The 16,349-nt window shown below is 39.8% G+C and carries 14 protein-coding genes; 8 read left to right on the top strand and 6 right to left on the bottom strand.

Translation table 11 applies throughout. The annotated features are described in order from the left end of the window. Positions 1–2: 2 nt before the first annotated feature. On the top strand, positions 3–1,160 hold the full coding sequence (locus tag HEQ19_27685) for a glycosyltransferase family 4 protein (protein WYM02695.1): 1,158 nt from the start codon (positions 3–5) through the stop codon (positions 1,158–1,160). 391 nt (positions 1,161–1,551) lie between these two features. On the opposite strand, the gene HEQ19_27680 is transcribed toward HEQ19_27685, so the two are convergent. The 3 genes from HEQ19_27680 to HEQ19_27670 all read right to left on the bottom strand — a co-directional run bounded on the left by HEQ19_27680 (position 1,552) and on the right by HEQ19_27670 (position 6,361). Further along, positions 1,552–2,661, bottom strand: coding sequence for a glycosyltransferase family 4 protein (locus HEQ19_27680; GenBank protein ID WYM02694.1), 1,110 nt, complete (start codon positions 2,659–2,661; stop codon positions 1,552–1,554). 383 nt (positions 2,662–3,044) lie between these two features. Then, the gene (locus tag HEQ19_27675; GenBank protein ID WYM03662.1) at positions 3,045–3,827 is read right to left on the bottom strand and encodes a PIG-L deacetylase family protein; all 783 of its coding nucleotides are present in this window, start codon (positions 3,825–3,827) and stop codon (positions 3,045–3,047) included. A gap of 332 nt (positions 3,828–4,159) precedes the next feature. Continuing rightward, complete coding sequence (locus HEQ19_27670; protein WYM02693.1) at positions 4,160–6,361, bottom strand: hypothetical protein; 2,202 nt, start codon at positions 6,359–6,361, stop codon at positions 4,160–4,162. A 774-nt stretch (positions 6,362–7,135) separates the two neighbouring features. Between HEQ19_27670 and HEQ19_27665 the strand changes: the two genes are divergently transcribed. Continuing rightward, positions 7,136–8,305 carry a glycosyltransferase family 4 protein gene (locus HEQ19_27665; protein ID WYM02692.1) on the top strand — a complete coding sequence of 390 codons (1,170 nt, stop codon included), beginning with the start codon at positions 7,136–7,138 and terminating at the stop codon, positions 8,303–8,305. 34 nt (positions 8,306–8,339) lie between these two features. Here the strand turns inward: HEQ19_27665 and HEQ19_27660 are convergent, their stop codons facing one another. Further along, positions 8,340–8,597: a hypothetical protein gene (locus tag HEQ19_27660; GenBank protein WYM02691.1), complete on the bottom strand. Its 258-nt coding sequence runs from the start codon at positions 8,595–8,597 to the stop codon at positions 8,340–8,342. Positions 8,598–8,605: 8 nt separating this feature from the next. Here HEQ19_27660 and HEQ19_27655 point away from each other — a divergent pair, with 8 nt between their 5' ends. After that, a complete protein-coding gene (locus HEQ19_27655; GenBank protein ID WYM02690.1) occupies positions 8,606–9,787 on the top strand; it encodes a glycosyltransferase in 1,182 nt (393 codons plus the stop codon). Positions 9,788–10,063: 276 nt separating this feature from the next. Then, on the top strand, positions 10,064–10,915 hold the full coding sequence (locus tag HEQ19_27650) for a DUF3050 domain-containing protein (GenBank protein WYM02689.1): 852 nt from the start codon (positions 10,064–10,066) through the stop codon (positions 10,913–10,915). Positions 10,916–11,071: 156 nt separating this feature from the next. Here HEQ19_27650 and HEQ19_27645 read toward each other — a convergent pair whose 3' ends face one another. Both HEQ19_27645 and HEQ19_27640 read right to left on the bottom strand, forming a co-directional pair. Next, on the bottom strand, positions 11,072–11,335 hold the full coding sequence (locus tag HEQ19_27645; GenBank protein ID WYM02688.1) for a hypothetical protein: 264 nt from the start codon (positions 11,333–11,335) through the stop codon (positions 11,072–11,074). A 362-nt stretch (positions 11,336–11,697) separates the two neighbouring features. Beyond that, positions 11,698–13,314 (bottom strand): mechanosensitive ion channel family protein, encoded by a 1,617-nt coding sequence (locus HEQ19_27640; GenBank protein ID WYM02687.1) that lies wholly within the window; start codon positions 13,312–13,314, stop codon positions 11,698–11,700. A 484-nt stretch (positions 13,315–13,798) separates the two neighbouring features. Here HEQ19_27640 and ahcY point away from each other — a divergent pair, with 484 nt between their 5' ends. The 4 genes from ahcY to HEQ19_27620 all read left to right on the top strand — a co-directional run bounded on the left by ahcY (position 13,799) and on the right by HEQ19_27620 (position 16,247). Continuing rightward, positions 13,799–15,076 carry an adenosylhomocysteinase gene (ahcY, locus tag HEQ19_27635; protein WYM02686.1) on the top strand — a complete coding sequence of 426 codons (1,278 nt, stop codon included), beginning with the start codon at positions 13,799–13,801 and terminating at the stop codon, positions 15,074–15,076. Positions 15,077–15,169: 93 nt separating this feature from the next. Further along, positions 15,170–15,505 (top strand): hypothetical protein, encoded by a 336-nt coding sequence (locus tag HEQ19_27630; protein ID WYM02685.1) that lies wholly within the window; start codon positions 15,170–15,172, stop codon positions 15,503–15,505. Between the two features lie 257 nt (positions 15,506–15,762). Continuing rightward, positions 15,763–16,029, top strand: coding sequence for a type II toxin-antitoxin system HicA family toxin (locus HEQ19_27625; GenBank protein WYM03661.2), 267 nt, complete (start codon positions 15,763–15,765; stop codon positions 16,027–16,029). Next, positions 16,026–16,247: a type II toxin-antitoxin system HicB family antitoxin gene (locus HEQ19_27620; protein WYM02684.1), complete on the top strand. Its 222-nt coding sequence runs from the start codon at positions 16,026–16,028 to the stop codon at positions 16,245–16,247. Before HEQ19_27625 ends, HEQ19_27620 begins: the two co-directional genes overlap by 4 nt. Positions 16,248–16,349: the final 102 nt, after the last annotated feature.

Here is a 16,349-nt window from a genome sequence, read left to right as displayed (position 1 = left end):
TTATGAAAATCATGGTATTAATGCCGCTAGCTGAACAAAAAGGCGGCGGTGAAATGATGTTTTTGGATTTGATGCAACAGGGACGTAAAAAAGGTATTGAATGGTTAGCAATATTTTTGGAAGACGGCCCAATGGTAGAGCAGGTAAGGTCGCTGGGTATTGATACGCGAGTGATTGAAAGTGGTCGTCTGCGTGAAGTTCACCGTTTGATTACTGCTGTTTTGCGCCTAGCTATAACAGCTAGAAGCGAGGGGGTAGATATGATCGTCAATTGGATGTGGATCACCCATTTATATGGAGGATTAGCAGCGGCGATCGCAGGTTTACCTTCAATGTGGTATCAGCTGGAAGTACCTAATGATCAGCCTTGGTTGGTAAGACTTGCCACTTTATTACCAGCCCGTGCCATAGTTACACTATCAAAAGATGGTCAGAACGCACAGGCACAGATTTGGCCTCATAGACCAACGCCTTTGGTGTATCCTGGTGTAGCTTTAGACAGATTTGATCCAGCAATATTACCAAATCAAAGAGAAGCACGTTTGAAATTGGGCTTACCTGTAGATGGGCCTTTAATTGGCATTGTGGGACGTTTACAAAGATGGAAGGGAATGCATGTTTTAGTAGCAGCAATGCCGCAAATTTTGCAAAAATATCCTGATGCTCACTGTGTGATAGTTGGCGGTAAGCATGATTTAGAAGCTGATTATGAGGACTTTTTAAAAGCACAAATAGCAGCTTCAGGACTGAGCGATCGCATTTTAATGGTTGGGCTACAGCGCAACATTCCCGAATGGGTCCAGGCGATGGATATATTTATCCACGCCTCAGATAAAGAACCATTTGGGATTGTCATTATCGAGGCCATGGCCCTAGGTAAACCGGTGATTGCTGGCGATGCTGGCGGACCGACGGAAATCATTACAGATGGTATTAATGGACTGCTGACACCTTACGGTGATGCTGATGCATTAGCGATCGCCATTCTGAGCTATCTCGATCATCCAGAATTTTCGCTTACAGTCGGGGTAGCAGCACGACAACGTTCCCTCGATTTCTCTACCCAAAGTTACGCCCAAAACTTTATTAATACCATTCGCGCTGCGTTAACAAACTTTCCTCAAACGCTGTTGCTAAACGATTATCAGGGAATAGATTAAGTCAATCCCAATTGTTGATCATAGATAATGAGTCATTAGCAAAACTAATCACTCATTATCTGTTGATTATAGGACAATACAGTTCAGTTAAGAAAAATTGTCGTAGGGGCACGGCACGAATAAAATTGTCATTAGAAGAAAAAATTTTGGATGCCGTGCCCCTACAGTGTATATCATCATTCGAGCCTAACTGAACTGTATTGGATTATAGGATCTACTATCATCTTTTATCTCTGTTTGCTCTGTGTCTCTGTGGTTAAATAATACCAATTTGAAAAAAGAATGAGACAGATAGGTTAGGGGCGCAAGGCCTTGCGCCCCTACAGATTATCGATGTGTTGCCAAGATTTTTTCAATCCAAAATCCCCAATCTAAAATTCGGTCAGCCTATCTATTTACTAACCAACAATTCTACAGGTCTGACTACGTTGATCACATTGTATTTGTTGATTAATTCAGAATACACAGCTAGTGTTTCATCATTGACCCGTGTAGCGCTGAATCGTTCTAGGTTTTGTTTTGCTTGGGTTTTCCACTTTTGCAACTGTCTGCGGTCTTTGAGCAATTGTACTAAAGTATTTGCCAAGGTCTGACTATCTTTAGGTGGCACCAACAAACCAGCTTGTCGATTATCCAAAGTTTCGGGAATACCGTCTACATCGCTAGCAACTATGGCACAACCTGCTTCTCGAGCTTCTGTAAGTACTAGACCGAAGGATTCGCAGTGTGAAGCCAGTACGAAGATATCGGTAGCTAGCATATAGCGTTGCGGCTCTGGCTGGAAGCCTTCAAAATGAATCCGATCCGCAAAGGGTGTACTTTGAACTATGGCCTCAAACATCGAGCGATCAGGACCGTCTCCGACTAAATACAAATGTGCTTGCGGAACATCCTGAGCAATTTTGACAAAGGCCTCGATTAACTCCACAATTCCTTTACGACTATACATCCCGGCGACGGTCGTAATCGCGGGACGGTGCAGGGGTAGTGGTTCGTAATCTTTAATACTACCATTTCGCGGGCTACCCAATGTGCCGTTGGCAACCACGCGCAATTTATGTTTAGATATACCACGTTTGACCATCGAATCGGCTACGGCTTTACTAACAGCAATTACCCGATCTGCTAATCCCATGAGTACAGCACTACGCTGAAACTCATTGTGTACGGTAGAAACTAAGCTATATTCACTGCTATTTCTGAGAGTCGCTGCGAGGATGACTCCTGTCATCATGTGTGCATGGACAATATCGGGTTGAAATTTTTGCACAATCTCTCGATAACGCCAAGCAGCTTTAATTATATTCAGTGGTGTCCTTGACTGATCTAGTTGCAAGTGTTGGACGCCATGACGTGCTAATAATACCTCATATTCTCCGCCAGATGAAGCTATTGCCACATGATGACCATTTTTTGCTTGCAAACAGGCTAAATCTACTGCCACATTCACAATTCCGTTACCAATTTTTTGTACATGATTGGTCAGGTGTAATATACGCATTTAACTTTTCTCCAAAAAAATTACTTAGAAAAATTGATTATTTTTAAGGGTGTAAAACACCAATTCAAGTCTAGAATTCGAGAGGAGAAACCGTGTTTTTATGCCAATACAGTTCAGTTAGGCTCGAATGATATACACTGTAGGGGCACGGCACGAATAAAATTGTCGTTAGAAGAAAAAATTGTGGATGCCGTGCCCCTACGACAATTTTCCTTAACTGAACTGTATTGGTTTTTATGCTTAGTAATACCAAGCTTTTCTGATACTCACTCAAAAAACACGGTTTCTAACATCAACTAAGTCGCAGGGAATAAACCGCCTACCCTTACGAATGACAAATGATCAACTTATGCTGTCGGGAAGCAATATTTTGCGACCCTACTTTATTCGGACTTGAAAAATATTTCACTTCCCCCTAAAAATCGCTTGACAAACCCACGAGGGAGACTATGTATTTGAGAACGATATGAGGAGATTGCTTGATTCTTTTTATGTTGAACTGATGAAGTAGATAGATGGTATGCGGCTGCTATATCCTGCAATTTGAGGAGAATAAATATGGGCGATCGCCAGAATAACCAAATCGGATACTGTAGCAGTTCAACGGCGATACCTGTTTGTGTGATTGCTTCTTTGACTAATTCATATGTCGCCTCATGATCTCGATGACAGTCTTTACGATGGGGCACGTAAACTTCTTCTGGCTGATATTTTTTTAACAATTCAGCTATCTGTTTAATTATCTGCTGTCTTTCCTCATGTTGTAAATTTGCTAAAGTTCCATCTTGCTTGTCGAAAAAGGAAATTTTTGCTGGTTCAACTCCCAAAATTGTTAATGCTGTTACCGCTTCTTGTTTGCGAAGTTGGATAATTTGATTTTGAGCATTTACCTCTGAAGTAGCGGCACCCTGTCCATCTGTCAGGAAGGCTACTACTACTGGTATTCCCTGTTCTCGTTTGAGGGCAATCATTCCACCACAGCCGAAGGTTTCATCATCTTGATGGGGCGAAAATACCATCGCTGATTTATGGCTCAATGTTAGCGGCTTACTGCCATTTCCTAAAATCCACCTAAATAGTAAGCTGGCGTGCATATCCTGCATTTGCTCAAGCCAGGTATTCGGCACTAATGTTTGGATTTTTTGTAATTGTTTTTTGATATTCATCATTATCTATTGATAAAATAGTCAGCAATAAATCTTTCACCAAAATGAAGTAGAGTAACTGCCAGTTTTTCCTTGATTATCTAATTTTAGAATACCAGGCAATCAAAGTTACAATTAAAGAGTAGAGTATGTTCTTCGTAACATTGATAGATTTACCATATTTTGCTATGCAAAAATGTTATTTTAAAATCATATCATTATCTGGAATGCAATTGAGCTTTCGCTCCCATCTATTTTAGATAATAAATCATGATGATTATCATAGTTTATTATCTAAAACACGAATTACGAATTGGTATAAATCTAAAATCCAAAATTCAAAATTTATTACCTCACAGATGCAGCCGATACATAATTACCTTGGCTTTCCAATCTTCTTCTACAAATACTAGGTATTCACCATTGGAACGCTTCATGGCGCGGATACCATAGGGAATATCAATCCAGCCGCTTTCCCCTGCAACTTCTGGTCCTGGTTTTAATTTTTGTACAGAGGTTCCCGTCGCGGCTTTATAGATGTATACTTCTGCTGTTTTGACAGTAACAGCAAATACATAATCTCCCGCCACACTCATGGCTGCGGTTGAAATTTCGCGCTTACCAGTGGTGTCGTGAGGAACAACAATTCGCCAGCGGGGTGTGGAATTTCCCCGACTCCAATTGTCAAAACGTGCAATCTCAGAACCAACGACTCCAGTATCATCGCCTGTTGGGGGGTGATCTACAGTAAAGCCCGATAAATACATCGTATCGGTTGCGGGGAAATACTCGATTCGGCGCAAATCGGTAAAGAACTTTGGAGTCTTTTGTTTTTGCATGGAACTATAGTTATAGATGGGGTTCCCATTGCTATCTAGTCCCTGTAAAGGATAGCGACGGATACCAATCCCATCTTGAGTTCGCAAGGTTTTCCAAACATCGCCTTTGCTGTCTACCCACCATCCCCCCATGTAAGGATAATCTTCACTGCGATCATATTCACCCTTGTCAAAGGCGCCGTTACCATTGCGATCGCGCCAGATCCATTCGCCTTTTTCTGGTTGATGGGGTGGCCAATTACCACCGATAGATTTTTTACCTTCAGCATTGGTAGCGACAAACATTCCTGCTGGAATCGCAATTTTGCCATCTTTAGCTGAATTGAAACGATAAATTTGCAAATAACTACCATACATATCTGTCAGGAATAAAAAAAGCTGACCTTGAATGCGGCGAACAAAAGGCGCATCTGGAGATGTATGAAGACGTGGATCTTGAGGATATTTGAAAGTGTTTAAAGTGTAGCCTTTGTAAGTCCATTGCTTACCAGCAGGCCGACTGTAGTCCATCAAAAAGTGTTCTTGTTTGGTAAATAACTCTACTCCATCAGTTTTAGGGTCTGCATCAGCATTATCTATAAATAGTAATCCCAACAATTGCCACAGTTGTTTTGCTGACGGTGAAAATTTTCTTAAATCTGTTCCTGATTTATTGAAACCATTACTATTTATATAAAAATTACCATTCCCATCTGTACCCACTCCGGTAATCCCATAAAATTTCAAAGGTTTAACTTCACCAGGAATACCTCCATAAATACCGTTCTTGCTGCCGAAAGTCCCAACCTGCACAGGTTTATCTGTAATTTTGTAAATCAATATTTGCTGACTTACTCCATTTTCTGCCACCAAAAGTCTGCCTTGATTATCCACTGCGATCGCTGTTGGTTCAACAATATTTGTAATTTGTCGTGGCAATTTTTTTCCTGTTGGAGAATAATGCAAAATCTTGGCACTTTTCCCACCATTTTTTGTTTGAATAATCCACAGATTTCCTTGTTTATCAATAGTTATCGCTCCCGGATTAGCAACGCTAAAGTTGCGTAGTTCCTGCATCGTCTCAGTATTGTAGACGCGAATGCTATTGGTAACAGAATTACTCACATATAATTCTTTTCCCACTATTGCTAAACCAGTCACTTCACCTTGAGTGCTGGTAATTAACATACTTTTATCCCAACCACGACCCCCTTTAAACGGCGCAGGTTTTCCAGACAATTCATAGCGCCTGACACAGTACCAATTTGTTCCTTCTAGGGGATAGTCTTGATCTGTTTTGCCAATCGGTCCCTGGGTGATAGCAATGTAAATATAGTTATTATGAACCGTTACAGCTTTACCGCCAGTACGACTCCATCCGTGAGTATCATCAAGCATACCAATAGGTTTACCATCTTTATAGATTCCAGCTTCTCTTCCAGCTTCATCCCAGATGCTATTGGTATATACTGTGCCGTTGGGGGTAACATACATCGCCTCTATATTGTTTTGCACCCACTGTTTTCCGCCACCAAAACTATTACCTATCCAAGATGTTTTGTAGGTAAAAGTAGATTTTCCATTTACAGTCCAAGGCGGTGTAATACAAATACAAGTAATAATTATCCCAATGATCAGAAAAATGAAAAATCTAAAATATTTGATATTTTGAAATAACTGAATATTATTAATACTGTAGATGCTTCTTGGTACTTTCGGTAGCAATTTAGGCTTCATGACACTCCCTAATTTATTTATGGTGACTTTCAATCAATTTTGCTTTTATAGATAACCAATAATCATGATTTTTCAGATCTGCCAAACAGAACCTACATAAGCTTGGTATTGCCTAGCCTACGTATATTTCAAAGCATATAAGGAAATGGGGGTTCAAAGCCTCTTTCTGTGAACGGTTAGAGGTTTGGAGAGGGGTTATTCGCTAAACTTGGCAACTTGACAAACATCCTCCAAGAAGTCGCAAATCTTGTTTTCACAAATGATTTATGACGCCTATATATAAATGATAAACACTGAATGTAAAAATTTTAGTCTTCACAAAAATTTTATAAAAAAGTATGTTTTTTTGAAGTTTCTTATGGAATTTGTATTTTTATACATTAATAAGGCGTGAATATTTACTTATCTTTCACGCTAACTGTAAACTATCATACATTTTTATAAAAAAACTACTGATTTTTACTAATTAAAAAGCAGAAAAATCGGCAAATCCGTTAGAAATACATCAACACTTAATGATGAGTATATTATCTATCATTTATTGTAAGTAATAGTAAAAATAAACACTTATTATAAATAATTATTGACAGTAAATAATAAATGGTTTATAACAGAAACTCTGCCTAGACATAAGACTTTTTGGTGTGGTGTATCGTAATTTGGATTTAGTTATATTTAGGTTTTATTAGGTTGACACCAGGGAGCAAAAAAAGCTGTTGAGTTTGATGTGGAGACAAATATAACCACATTCAATTAACTATAGGAGAAAAATAGGTGGAAGGTAATAAAAAAAAATGTGTTCCAACATCCGCATCTATTCTCACACTAGGAATCGGCTGGTTTCCCAAAAATCCAGGAGGACTGGAACGGTATATTTATGAACTAACTCATAAATTAGCAGCGAATCAAGACCAGGTAGAATTATGTGGAGTTGGCTTACCAGAAGCTGAAGAAAATTCGCCCATAAAACTGACTAATTTAGCTTCTCCAGATAGCGCAATTTGGCAACGGATGTGGTCAATTCGTAATAAATTCAAAAACACAAGAGCAGGTAAACCAGACGCAATTAATCTGCATTTTGCATTATACAGCTTGCCAATTTTGGATCTTCTGCCCAAGGATGTACCAATTACCTTTAACTTTCATGGACCTTGGGCTTCTGAAAGTCAGCAGGAGACGGTTAATAATAAACTGAGTTTTTTGCTCAAGCAAAGGCTGATAGAACAAAGCACTTATAACCGCTGCGATCGCTTTATTGTTCTCAGCAAAGCATTTGGCAATGTTTTGCATCAAAAATATCAAGTTCCTTGGAGCAAAATTAACATTATACCCGGTGGAGTTGATATTAATCGATTTCCAGCTAACTTATCACCGCAAGAGGCGCGGACAAAGTTAGGCTGGCCTAATAATCGTCATATCTTATTTACATCTCGCCGCTTAGTGAATCGAGTCGGAGTTGACAAATTATTGCAGGCTTTAGCAATAATTAAGCCGAGAATTCCTGATGTTTGGTTAGCAATTGCCGGTCGTGGTCATTTACAAGCTACACTACAACAGCAGGCTAAAGAATTAGGACTAGATGACAACGTTAAATTTTTAGGTTTTCTACCAGATGAACAGTTACCATTGGCTTACCAAGCTGCTGAATTGACAATCATGCCCAGTCAATCTTTTGAAGGGTTTGGATTAGCAATTTTAGAATCTCTCGCCTGTGGTACTCCCGTTTTGTGTACTCCTGTAGGTGGAATGCCAGAAATTTTAACACCATTCTCACCAGATTTAATTACTACCTCACCTGAAGCTTCAGCTATTGCGGAAAAATTAGAACAAGCGCTGTTAAGACAGATACTTATACCTTCACGACAAACCTGTCGCCAGTACGCTACGACAAATTTTGACTGGCATAAAATAGCCCAGCAAGTGCGCGATGTTCTCTTAGCCTAAAAGGGATTAGGGATTAGGGACAGACCAATATACCTCAATCCGTTACAAATGACAAATGACAAAGAGTAATGAGTAATGAGTAATGAGTAATGAGTAATGAGTAATGAGTAATGAGTAATGAGTAATGAGTAATGAGTAATGAGTAATGAGTAATGAGTAATGAGTAATGAGTAATGAGTAATGAGTAATGAGTAATGAGTAATGAGTAATGAGTAATGAGTAATGAGTAATGAGTAATGAGTAATGAGTAATGAGTAATGAGTAATGAGTAATGACCAATGACCAATAACAAATGAATTTATGAAAATTCTATTTTTAGACCAAAGCGGTAAACCAGGCGGTGCAGAATTATGTTTAATAGATATTGCTAAACCCTATCGCGATAGCTCTCTTGTCGGCTTATTTGCAGATGGGGATTTTAAAAGTTTACTACAACAGAATCACATCCCCGTTGAAGTTCTCACAAATCAACCCATCCAAGTTCGTAAAGAAAGCAGTTTACTCAAAGGCTTAGGTAGTTTAGGACAACTAGTACCTTTAATTATTAAAGTAGCAAAAAAAGCTAGAGAATACGATTTAATCTATGCCAACACGCAAAAAGCATTAGTCATTGGCGCAATAGCTAGTTTTTTTGCCCGTCGTCCTCTAGTTTATCATTTACACGATATTCTTTCAACAGAACATTTTAGTCAAACTAATCTTCGCATTGCTGTTACCTTAGCTAATCGATTCGCATCATTAGTAATTGCCAATTCCCAAGCCAGTCAAACAGCCTTTGTGCAAGCGGGAGGACGCCCAGAAATTACTACTGTGGTTTATAACGGCTTTGAACCAAAAATTTATCAAACTTGTGAACCAGATGTCAAGCAATTGCAGCATAAATTAGAAATAGAAGGACAATTTGTAGTTGGACACTTCAGCCGGCTTGCACCTTGGAAAGGGCAGCATATTTTAATTGATGCACTTGCTAAATGTCCGCCAAATGTCACAGCAATTTTAGTTGGTGATGCCCTATTTGGTGAACAAGATTATGTCCAAAAACTGCACCAACAAATTGCAGCATTAGGACTGGAAAAACGCATCAAATTTTTAGGATTTCGCTCAGATATTCCTCAGTTAATGGCAGCTTGTAATTTAGTTGTCCATACCTCCACCGCTCCCGAACCCTTTGGTAGAGTAATTGTTGAAGCTATGTTATGCGGAAAACCTGTAATTGCAGCCAAAGCTGGCGGTGCAATTGAACTAGTAGAACATGGAATTAATGGTTTTCTAGTTACACCAGGAGAGCCGCAAGAACTGGCACAAGTGATTAATACCTGTTATCAAGAAATAGAACAAACTAAAATTATAGCAAATCATGCCAGGATTACAGCCAGTCAGCGCTTTGATGTCACAGCTATTAATCAGCAAATAGCCCAATTGCTCAAATCATTGGTCAAGGTAAATCAGATACTTGAGATATCACATCTTGATATGATGTGAGCCTTTTTTTGCTCTATTAAAAAAATATTTTACTTATTTTTTTAATAGAGAATTTTAGGAAAATATTTTAGTTATTTATTCCGTTTTAATTCCCGCATAAAATATCTAATATAGTAATATATATAGCAACTAGCTAAATGAAAAAATGCTTACCACGCTTTTGTGGTCAGCATCTTCCATACACCTACAGGTGAGCCAGAGGCTCGCCCTAGCCTTGTTTTGGCAAAAGTGGGATGCATCTGGATCAATTGTCCTTCATTTAATGAGTGAGCAATAATGACTATTTTTGATCTAGACCAGTTTCCCAGTGAAAAATCAAATACAAATCCACAGTCAGATATAGATGAAATAAACTCTCTGTATCTGCAACTTATAGACAATCTTGACTCCGCTCGTATTGCTCTTGTCAATCACCCAGTTTATCAACGATTGAATTCTCGTGCATCTTTACAGTTGTTTATGGAATCCCATGTATTTGCTGTTTGGGATTTCATGTCACTGATTAAAACTCTCCAAAACAGATTAACTTGCGTAGATGTGCCTTGGCTTCCACCAACAGATATTCTTTCAGCTAGGTTAGTAAACGAAATTGTTCTGGCTGAAGAAACTGATGAAATTTATCCAGGGTATTACATCAGTCATTTTCATCTATATCTCGAAGCCATGAATGAACTTGGTGCTGATACCAGTCAAATCCAAAATTTTATTTATGCTGTAAAGCAAGGATTTACTGTAGAACAAGCGCTGACTGATCTTGCAATACCTGAATCTACAAAAGCTTTTGTGATATCGACTTTAGCAACCACAAGTAAGTCAACTCACGAAGTAGCAGCAGCCTTTTTACTGGGACGAGAAGATATTATTCCGGCTATGTTTCGGAAAATTTTGGCAACTTTATCAAATTCTGATGGCTTTACTTTCGATGCTTTACATATTTACCTAGATCGACATAGTAATCTAGATGAACAACAACATGCTCCAATGGGACAGCAGTTGTTAAAAAATCTTTGTGGTAAAGACATCACCAAGTGGAAGCAAGCTCTAGATTCGGCGTTAAATTCACTCAAAGTACGTTATGCTCTTTGGGATGGTGTATTGCATTTGATGGAAGTACAACATGTTCGCTAATCTTGTTTGGCGCGAATAAACCTTAGTGGTAAGGGTCGTCATTTGTCATTGTTTTATGTAGTAGATTCTACATTCTATGTTTTTGGCGTTGTTCCATAGTCTGTAGGGGCGCAAGGCCTTGCGCCCCTACTTTATTTACGCTGACCTACGGAGAAACTACGCCGCTTCCCGCAGTTGCGAGGGGACAGATACCTCTGAAAATGACAGCGATAGTTGCTCTGCTGGCGCTACTGTAGCTTGTTCCAAAACTTTGACTTCGATATTAACACTCACCAAATAACTCCCCGTATCAGCATCCACCACCTCGGCGATTAATTTCGCAATGTCTGGGCGTTTTGCGGTCAATGGGTCACGTAAAATGCACCGATCCCATTCATGTTTAGCTGTCGGATTGAGGCTGAGAATGTAGTGCTTGAGCATAGGAGTAACCTTTAAATCCATCTTTGAGGGGCTGTCACAGAGTGGACGTTATCCTTATTTATAGTACATATGTACCAAGTTGGCAAGTGCATAGCTGTCAATTTGACCGAGTTATCCGCGCCGGGTAAGCCCCTAAATTCTATTTATGGGGGCTAGTCCCGCGATTTCAAACTATTTGTTTAGCCGGATAAATTTTCAGATACCCCTAAATCCACACGATATGATACCATCTGTAGGGGCACGGCAATGCCGTGCCCCCACTCGCTCCTACATGTGTCAGCGTTTTAGTGGTATTGTATAAGACTTTGAAAACACGTCCTAGGCGCGGGCGATTTTAATCGCCGTCCCCATTCCTCAACTAACTAATTTGTATTGCCATTATCTGGCAAATTCAACAAGTGATTATCATTAATCCAATTCGCTTGTTGAGGTACAGGAATGTGAATACCTGCGCGGTCAAAGACGACTTTCAGGCGGCGGCGATATTCTCGCGCTACATCCCATTGTTTGAGGGGTTGGGTTTTAATCCACAACCGAATCATTAAGCCGCGATCGCCAAAGGTTTCTATTCCTAAAACTTTAGGTGTTTCCAGGATTTTATGTTGCCATATGGGGTCTTGATTCATCTCTAAAGCGACATTTTCAATCAATTTCCAAGCTTCGTCTACATCGGTTTGGTAGGAAACTGGAATTGTTAAATCTGCTCGTGACCAGCGACTAGAAAGATTGGCGACAATTTTAATTTCACTGTTGGGAATTGTGATTAAACGCCCTTCAGAATCTCTAACTTGGGTCATCCGCAAATTGAGATTTTCGACTAAGCCGCCGACGGTACCGACGGTGATCATATCGCCTAAAGCGTACTGGTCTTCGAGAATAATTAAAAACCCGTTAATCGCATCTTTAATTAGGTTTTGTGAAGCCAGAGAAACCGCAACACCGACTAAACCTGCACCAGCTAGTAAGGGAACGATATCTATCCCCAATGATATCAAGGCTAGCAAAATTCCAACTCCCACAAAGCTGATCGTAGTAATACTTTTGGTCACGCCAGAAAATGTGGAAACTCGCAGTTGCAAACGTTCAGAGGTTTCTGGAGTTAGCAAAGCACTACTGCTGACGATAGTGGAGGTAAAGCGGTCAATCAAAGCATAACTCAAACGCACAGCTACATAAGTTCCCAGTCCGACGATACACAATTTCAAAGGAATTTGGGCGGCTGAGAGAATTCCAACTTGGAGCGCTCGCGTATATGGAAAAAGACCTAAAATCATAAAGGTGCCGCTTCCCCAAATCCCTGTTTGAGTTAGCTGAAACAGTCGTTTTTTGACTTCTTGTAAATGCTGATGTTGTTGTTGATTCAGTTGTTTTGTAATTAGTTTAGCTGTCGGTGAAGTCGAGGGTATGGGCTGTAATAAATCATATTTTAAGTGTCGTTGCCAACGACGTAACCCCCAACTTAGAAGCATCATCGCCAATAGACTCGCAGCTGCAATTGTACCTTGTTGGATTAAAAACTGAGTTTGTCGCTCTTGCTTTCCTAGTTGCAAATCTTCTTGCAAGACATTGGTGATTTGATTGGCTGATGTTAATAGACTCCCCTGGCGTAGTCTAGCATCTTCGGGAGTGATGGTCATTAAGTAGCGATTGTTGACGTAAATTACTGGTAATTCGTTTAGCGTCCGGACTTTAACCTTGATTGATGGTTCAGATGAGCGAAAGAAATTTTGGGTAATTTCATGCAAATTTTGTTGGATATTTTGTAAGCGCTCAGAAAAATTATTTTTCGAGTCCGCTATCTGAAACAACCGACGACCATCTAAATAAATCCAGCCAGAAACAATTTTATTGTCTGAGTCATTACTCAAACTGCTGGGAGTTTCCAAGTGAGGTAAAAAGGGAATTTGGGCTGTAGCTTTTGGTACAGACGCAATAGCAAACACCATTGAACCTGCGATGGCCAAAAATTTTAAGCGCACTAAAGCACCTCCTTGAGCAAAACTAACATTGAGTACTTCTTGAGCCGTCCTCGAAAATAAATTTGATAACTCTCTACCTTTAGACAGATGACATTTGATTTTATTTACTCTAACAACAAATGGCTAGAAGCATCTGAGATTATTCTCTAATCAAAGATAAAATAAAAATAAAAAAGCTGCAGACAAAGTTTACCAAAAAAACTGGGTCTAGAGCCGCCGTCCTTCTAGGACGGCTTTTTGGTAAAATAGTGGCAACAGGCAGGGCATTGTCTGTCGGGCTAGGTGATGTAAGACGGGCTATGCCTGCTATTGCTGTTTGAATCCAGAATCCCTGAACTTTCAGATCAGGGAGTATGTCAATGATATCCATAAATCATGGACTAAGTGTTTGGAGATTACAGCCAAAAATTGCTAGCCGTGGAATAATCTAGTAAAGTGCCTAAGAGATTAGGTACCTTTTGTGACTTTTTAGAGGTAATTTTTGATGACCGCAACTTCTCCCCGATTAAAGCACGAGGTTAAAGACCTCGCCCTAGCTCCCTTGGGAAGACAGCGTATTGAATGGGCCGGACGCGAAATGCCAGTATTAAAGCAAATCCGCGATCGCTTTGCTCAAGAAAAACCCTTTGCGGGGCTACGCCTTGTCGCTTGCGCCCACGTGACTACAGAAACAGCACACCTAGCCATTGCGCTCAAAGCCGGCGGTGCTGATGCTGTGTTGATTGCTAGTAATCCCTTGTCAACTCAAGATGACGTAGCTGCTAGCCTCGTCGTCGATCATGAAATTCCTGTCTTTGCTCAAAAAGGCGAAGATAACGCCACCTATAATCGCCACGTTCAAATAGCTTTAGATCATCGCCCCAATATCATTGTTGATGACGGTAGCGACGTGGTTGCAACTTTGGTACAACAACGCCAACACCAAATCGCTGATTTGATTGGTAGCACCGAAGAAACTACCACCGGTATTGTGCGGTTACGCGCCATGTTTAAAGAAGGCGTTCTCACCTTCCCCGCAGTCAACGTTAACGACGCAGACACCAAGCACTTCTTTGATAACCGCTATGGTACTGGTCAATCTACCTTAGATGGAATTATCCGCGCTACAAATATTTTGTTAGCTGGTAAGAACGTTGTCGTTGTCGGTTATGGCTGGTGTGGTAAGGGTACAGCCCTCCGCGCCCGTGGTATGGGTGCTAACGTCATCGTCACCGAAATCGACCCCATCAAGGCTATTGAAGCCGTTATGGATGGTTTCCGCGTTCTCCCAATGGCGGAAGCAGCACCCCAAGGTGATATTTTTATCACTGTGACTGGTAACAAGCACGTCGTCCGTGGTGAACACTTCGATGTGATGAAAGACGGGGCGATTGTTTGTAATTCTGGTCACTTTGATTTGGAACTTGATTTGAAATACTTGGCTGCTAATGCTAAGGAAATCAAGGATGTCCGTCCTTTCACCGAAGAGTATAAATTGACAAATGGTAAATCCGTTGTCGTTCTCGGACAAGGACGTTTGATTAATTTGGCTGCTGCTGAAGGACACCCCAGCGCAGTTATGGATATGAGTTTTGCTAACCAAGCTTTGGCTTGTGAATACCTGGTGAAGAATCACGGTAAGTTGGCTCCTGGTTTGCACTCTATTCCTGTTGAAGTTGATCAAGAAATTGCTCGTTTGAAGTTGCAAGCTATTGGTATTACCATTGATAGTTTGACTGCAGAGCAAATTGAGTATATCAATTCTTGGACTTCTGGTACTTGATACTTTGATTAGTTGATTTTTTGGGGGATAGGCGTTTTGCTTATCCCTAATTTATAATGGTGTAATCAATTTATAGAGTTTAATTGTCTTCTTATGAAGAAGAGACTTGTTGACTATGTTCAAAAAATTGAAGCTGGTTCTGAAGAAATTTTAAGCTGTGAATCTTCTTCCAAAAACACAACTGATGGTACAGGCAGCAATATAAATACTACAACTGTGATTTACAAATTTAAAGATGGAGTATCAATTGAATATGAACGAGAACATGATGATGGAAGTCCTTATCCAGGATGTCAAACATTTTTCTATACCTATAGGGTAATAAATACTAATAATTTTATTTTTGATGGAGAAACTACAGAAGTTTTTAGTAGTAAATCAGAATTTTGCACTTGGTTAGATAAAGCAAACAATAGCCAGACAATTTAGTGATGTAGTGATGTAGGTTGGGTTGAGGAACGAAACCCAACATCTTTATAATTTTATTGCGTTGGGTTGCGCTTTGCTTAACCCAACCTACGAATTATTACTAGGTAAAGAATAATGATAGTAGGATAAAATTTGATCTGAAAAAATGATAAAATACAGTAATGTCAAAAAAGCGTAAGTTATACCGTTTCACTTTAAGTATGATACAAATACGTTGCTAGGGGCACGGCAATGCCGTGCCCTTACGGGAAATCTATATGTATCAGAGTTTTGGTGAAATGGTATTACTAGAAAAAGTCCTTTCTGGCTCTAGAAATATTCAATTCGATGATTTGGTGACTTTAGTTGAAGCCTTTGGTTTTTCGTTATCACGTATCAACGGTAGTCATCACATTTTTACTCATCCAACTATCCCTGAACTTATTAACTTACAAAATCGCAATGGTAAAGCTATTCCTTATCAGGTTCGTCAATTTTTGATTTTGATTGAAGAATATGCACTCACTTTGGAGGATGAGCAATGAAGCACTATCACATTAATATTTTCTACAGTAAAGAAGATGAAGGTTATATAGCTGATATTCCTGATTTAAAATATTGTTCAGGATTTGGTTTAACTGAAGAAGAAGCACTGCAAGAAGTTCTGAAAGCTAAAGCTGTTTGGTTAGAAGCTGCGGAAATAGAAGGTAAACCGATTCCAGAAGCCAGATATAAACCTGTAATTTATCAGATAGCTTCATAGTAATTTTTCATGATTCATTCCTATTAGGACTTACGCATTGACAAAAAACACAAAATATGTGGCTCCAAAAAACCGGAGATGTCGTAGGGGTTTAGCATTGCT

This window comes from Gloeotrichia echinulata CP02 (assembly GCA_038087035.1).
Classification (GTDB): Bacteria; Cyanobacteriota; Cyanobacteriia; order Cyanobacteriales; family Nostocaceae; genus Gloeotrichia; species Gloeotrichia echinulata.
Note: the sequence above shows the minus strand (reverse complement) of the source record. Positions and strands in the feature narration are given on the sequence as shown.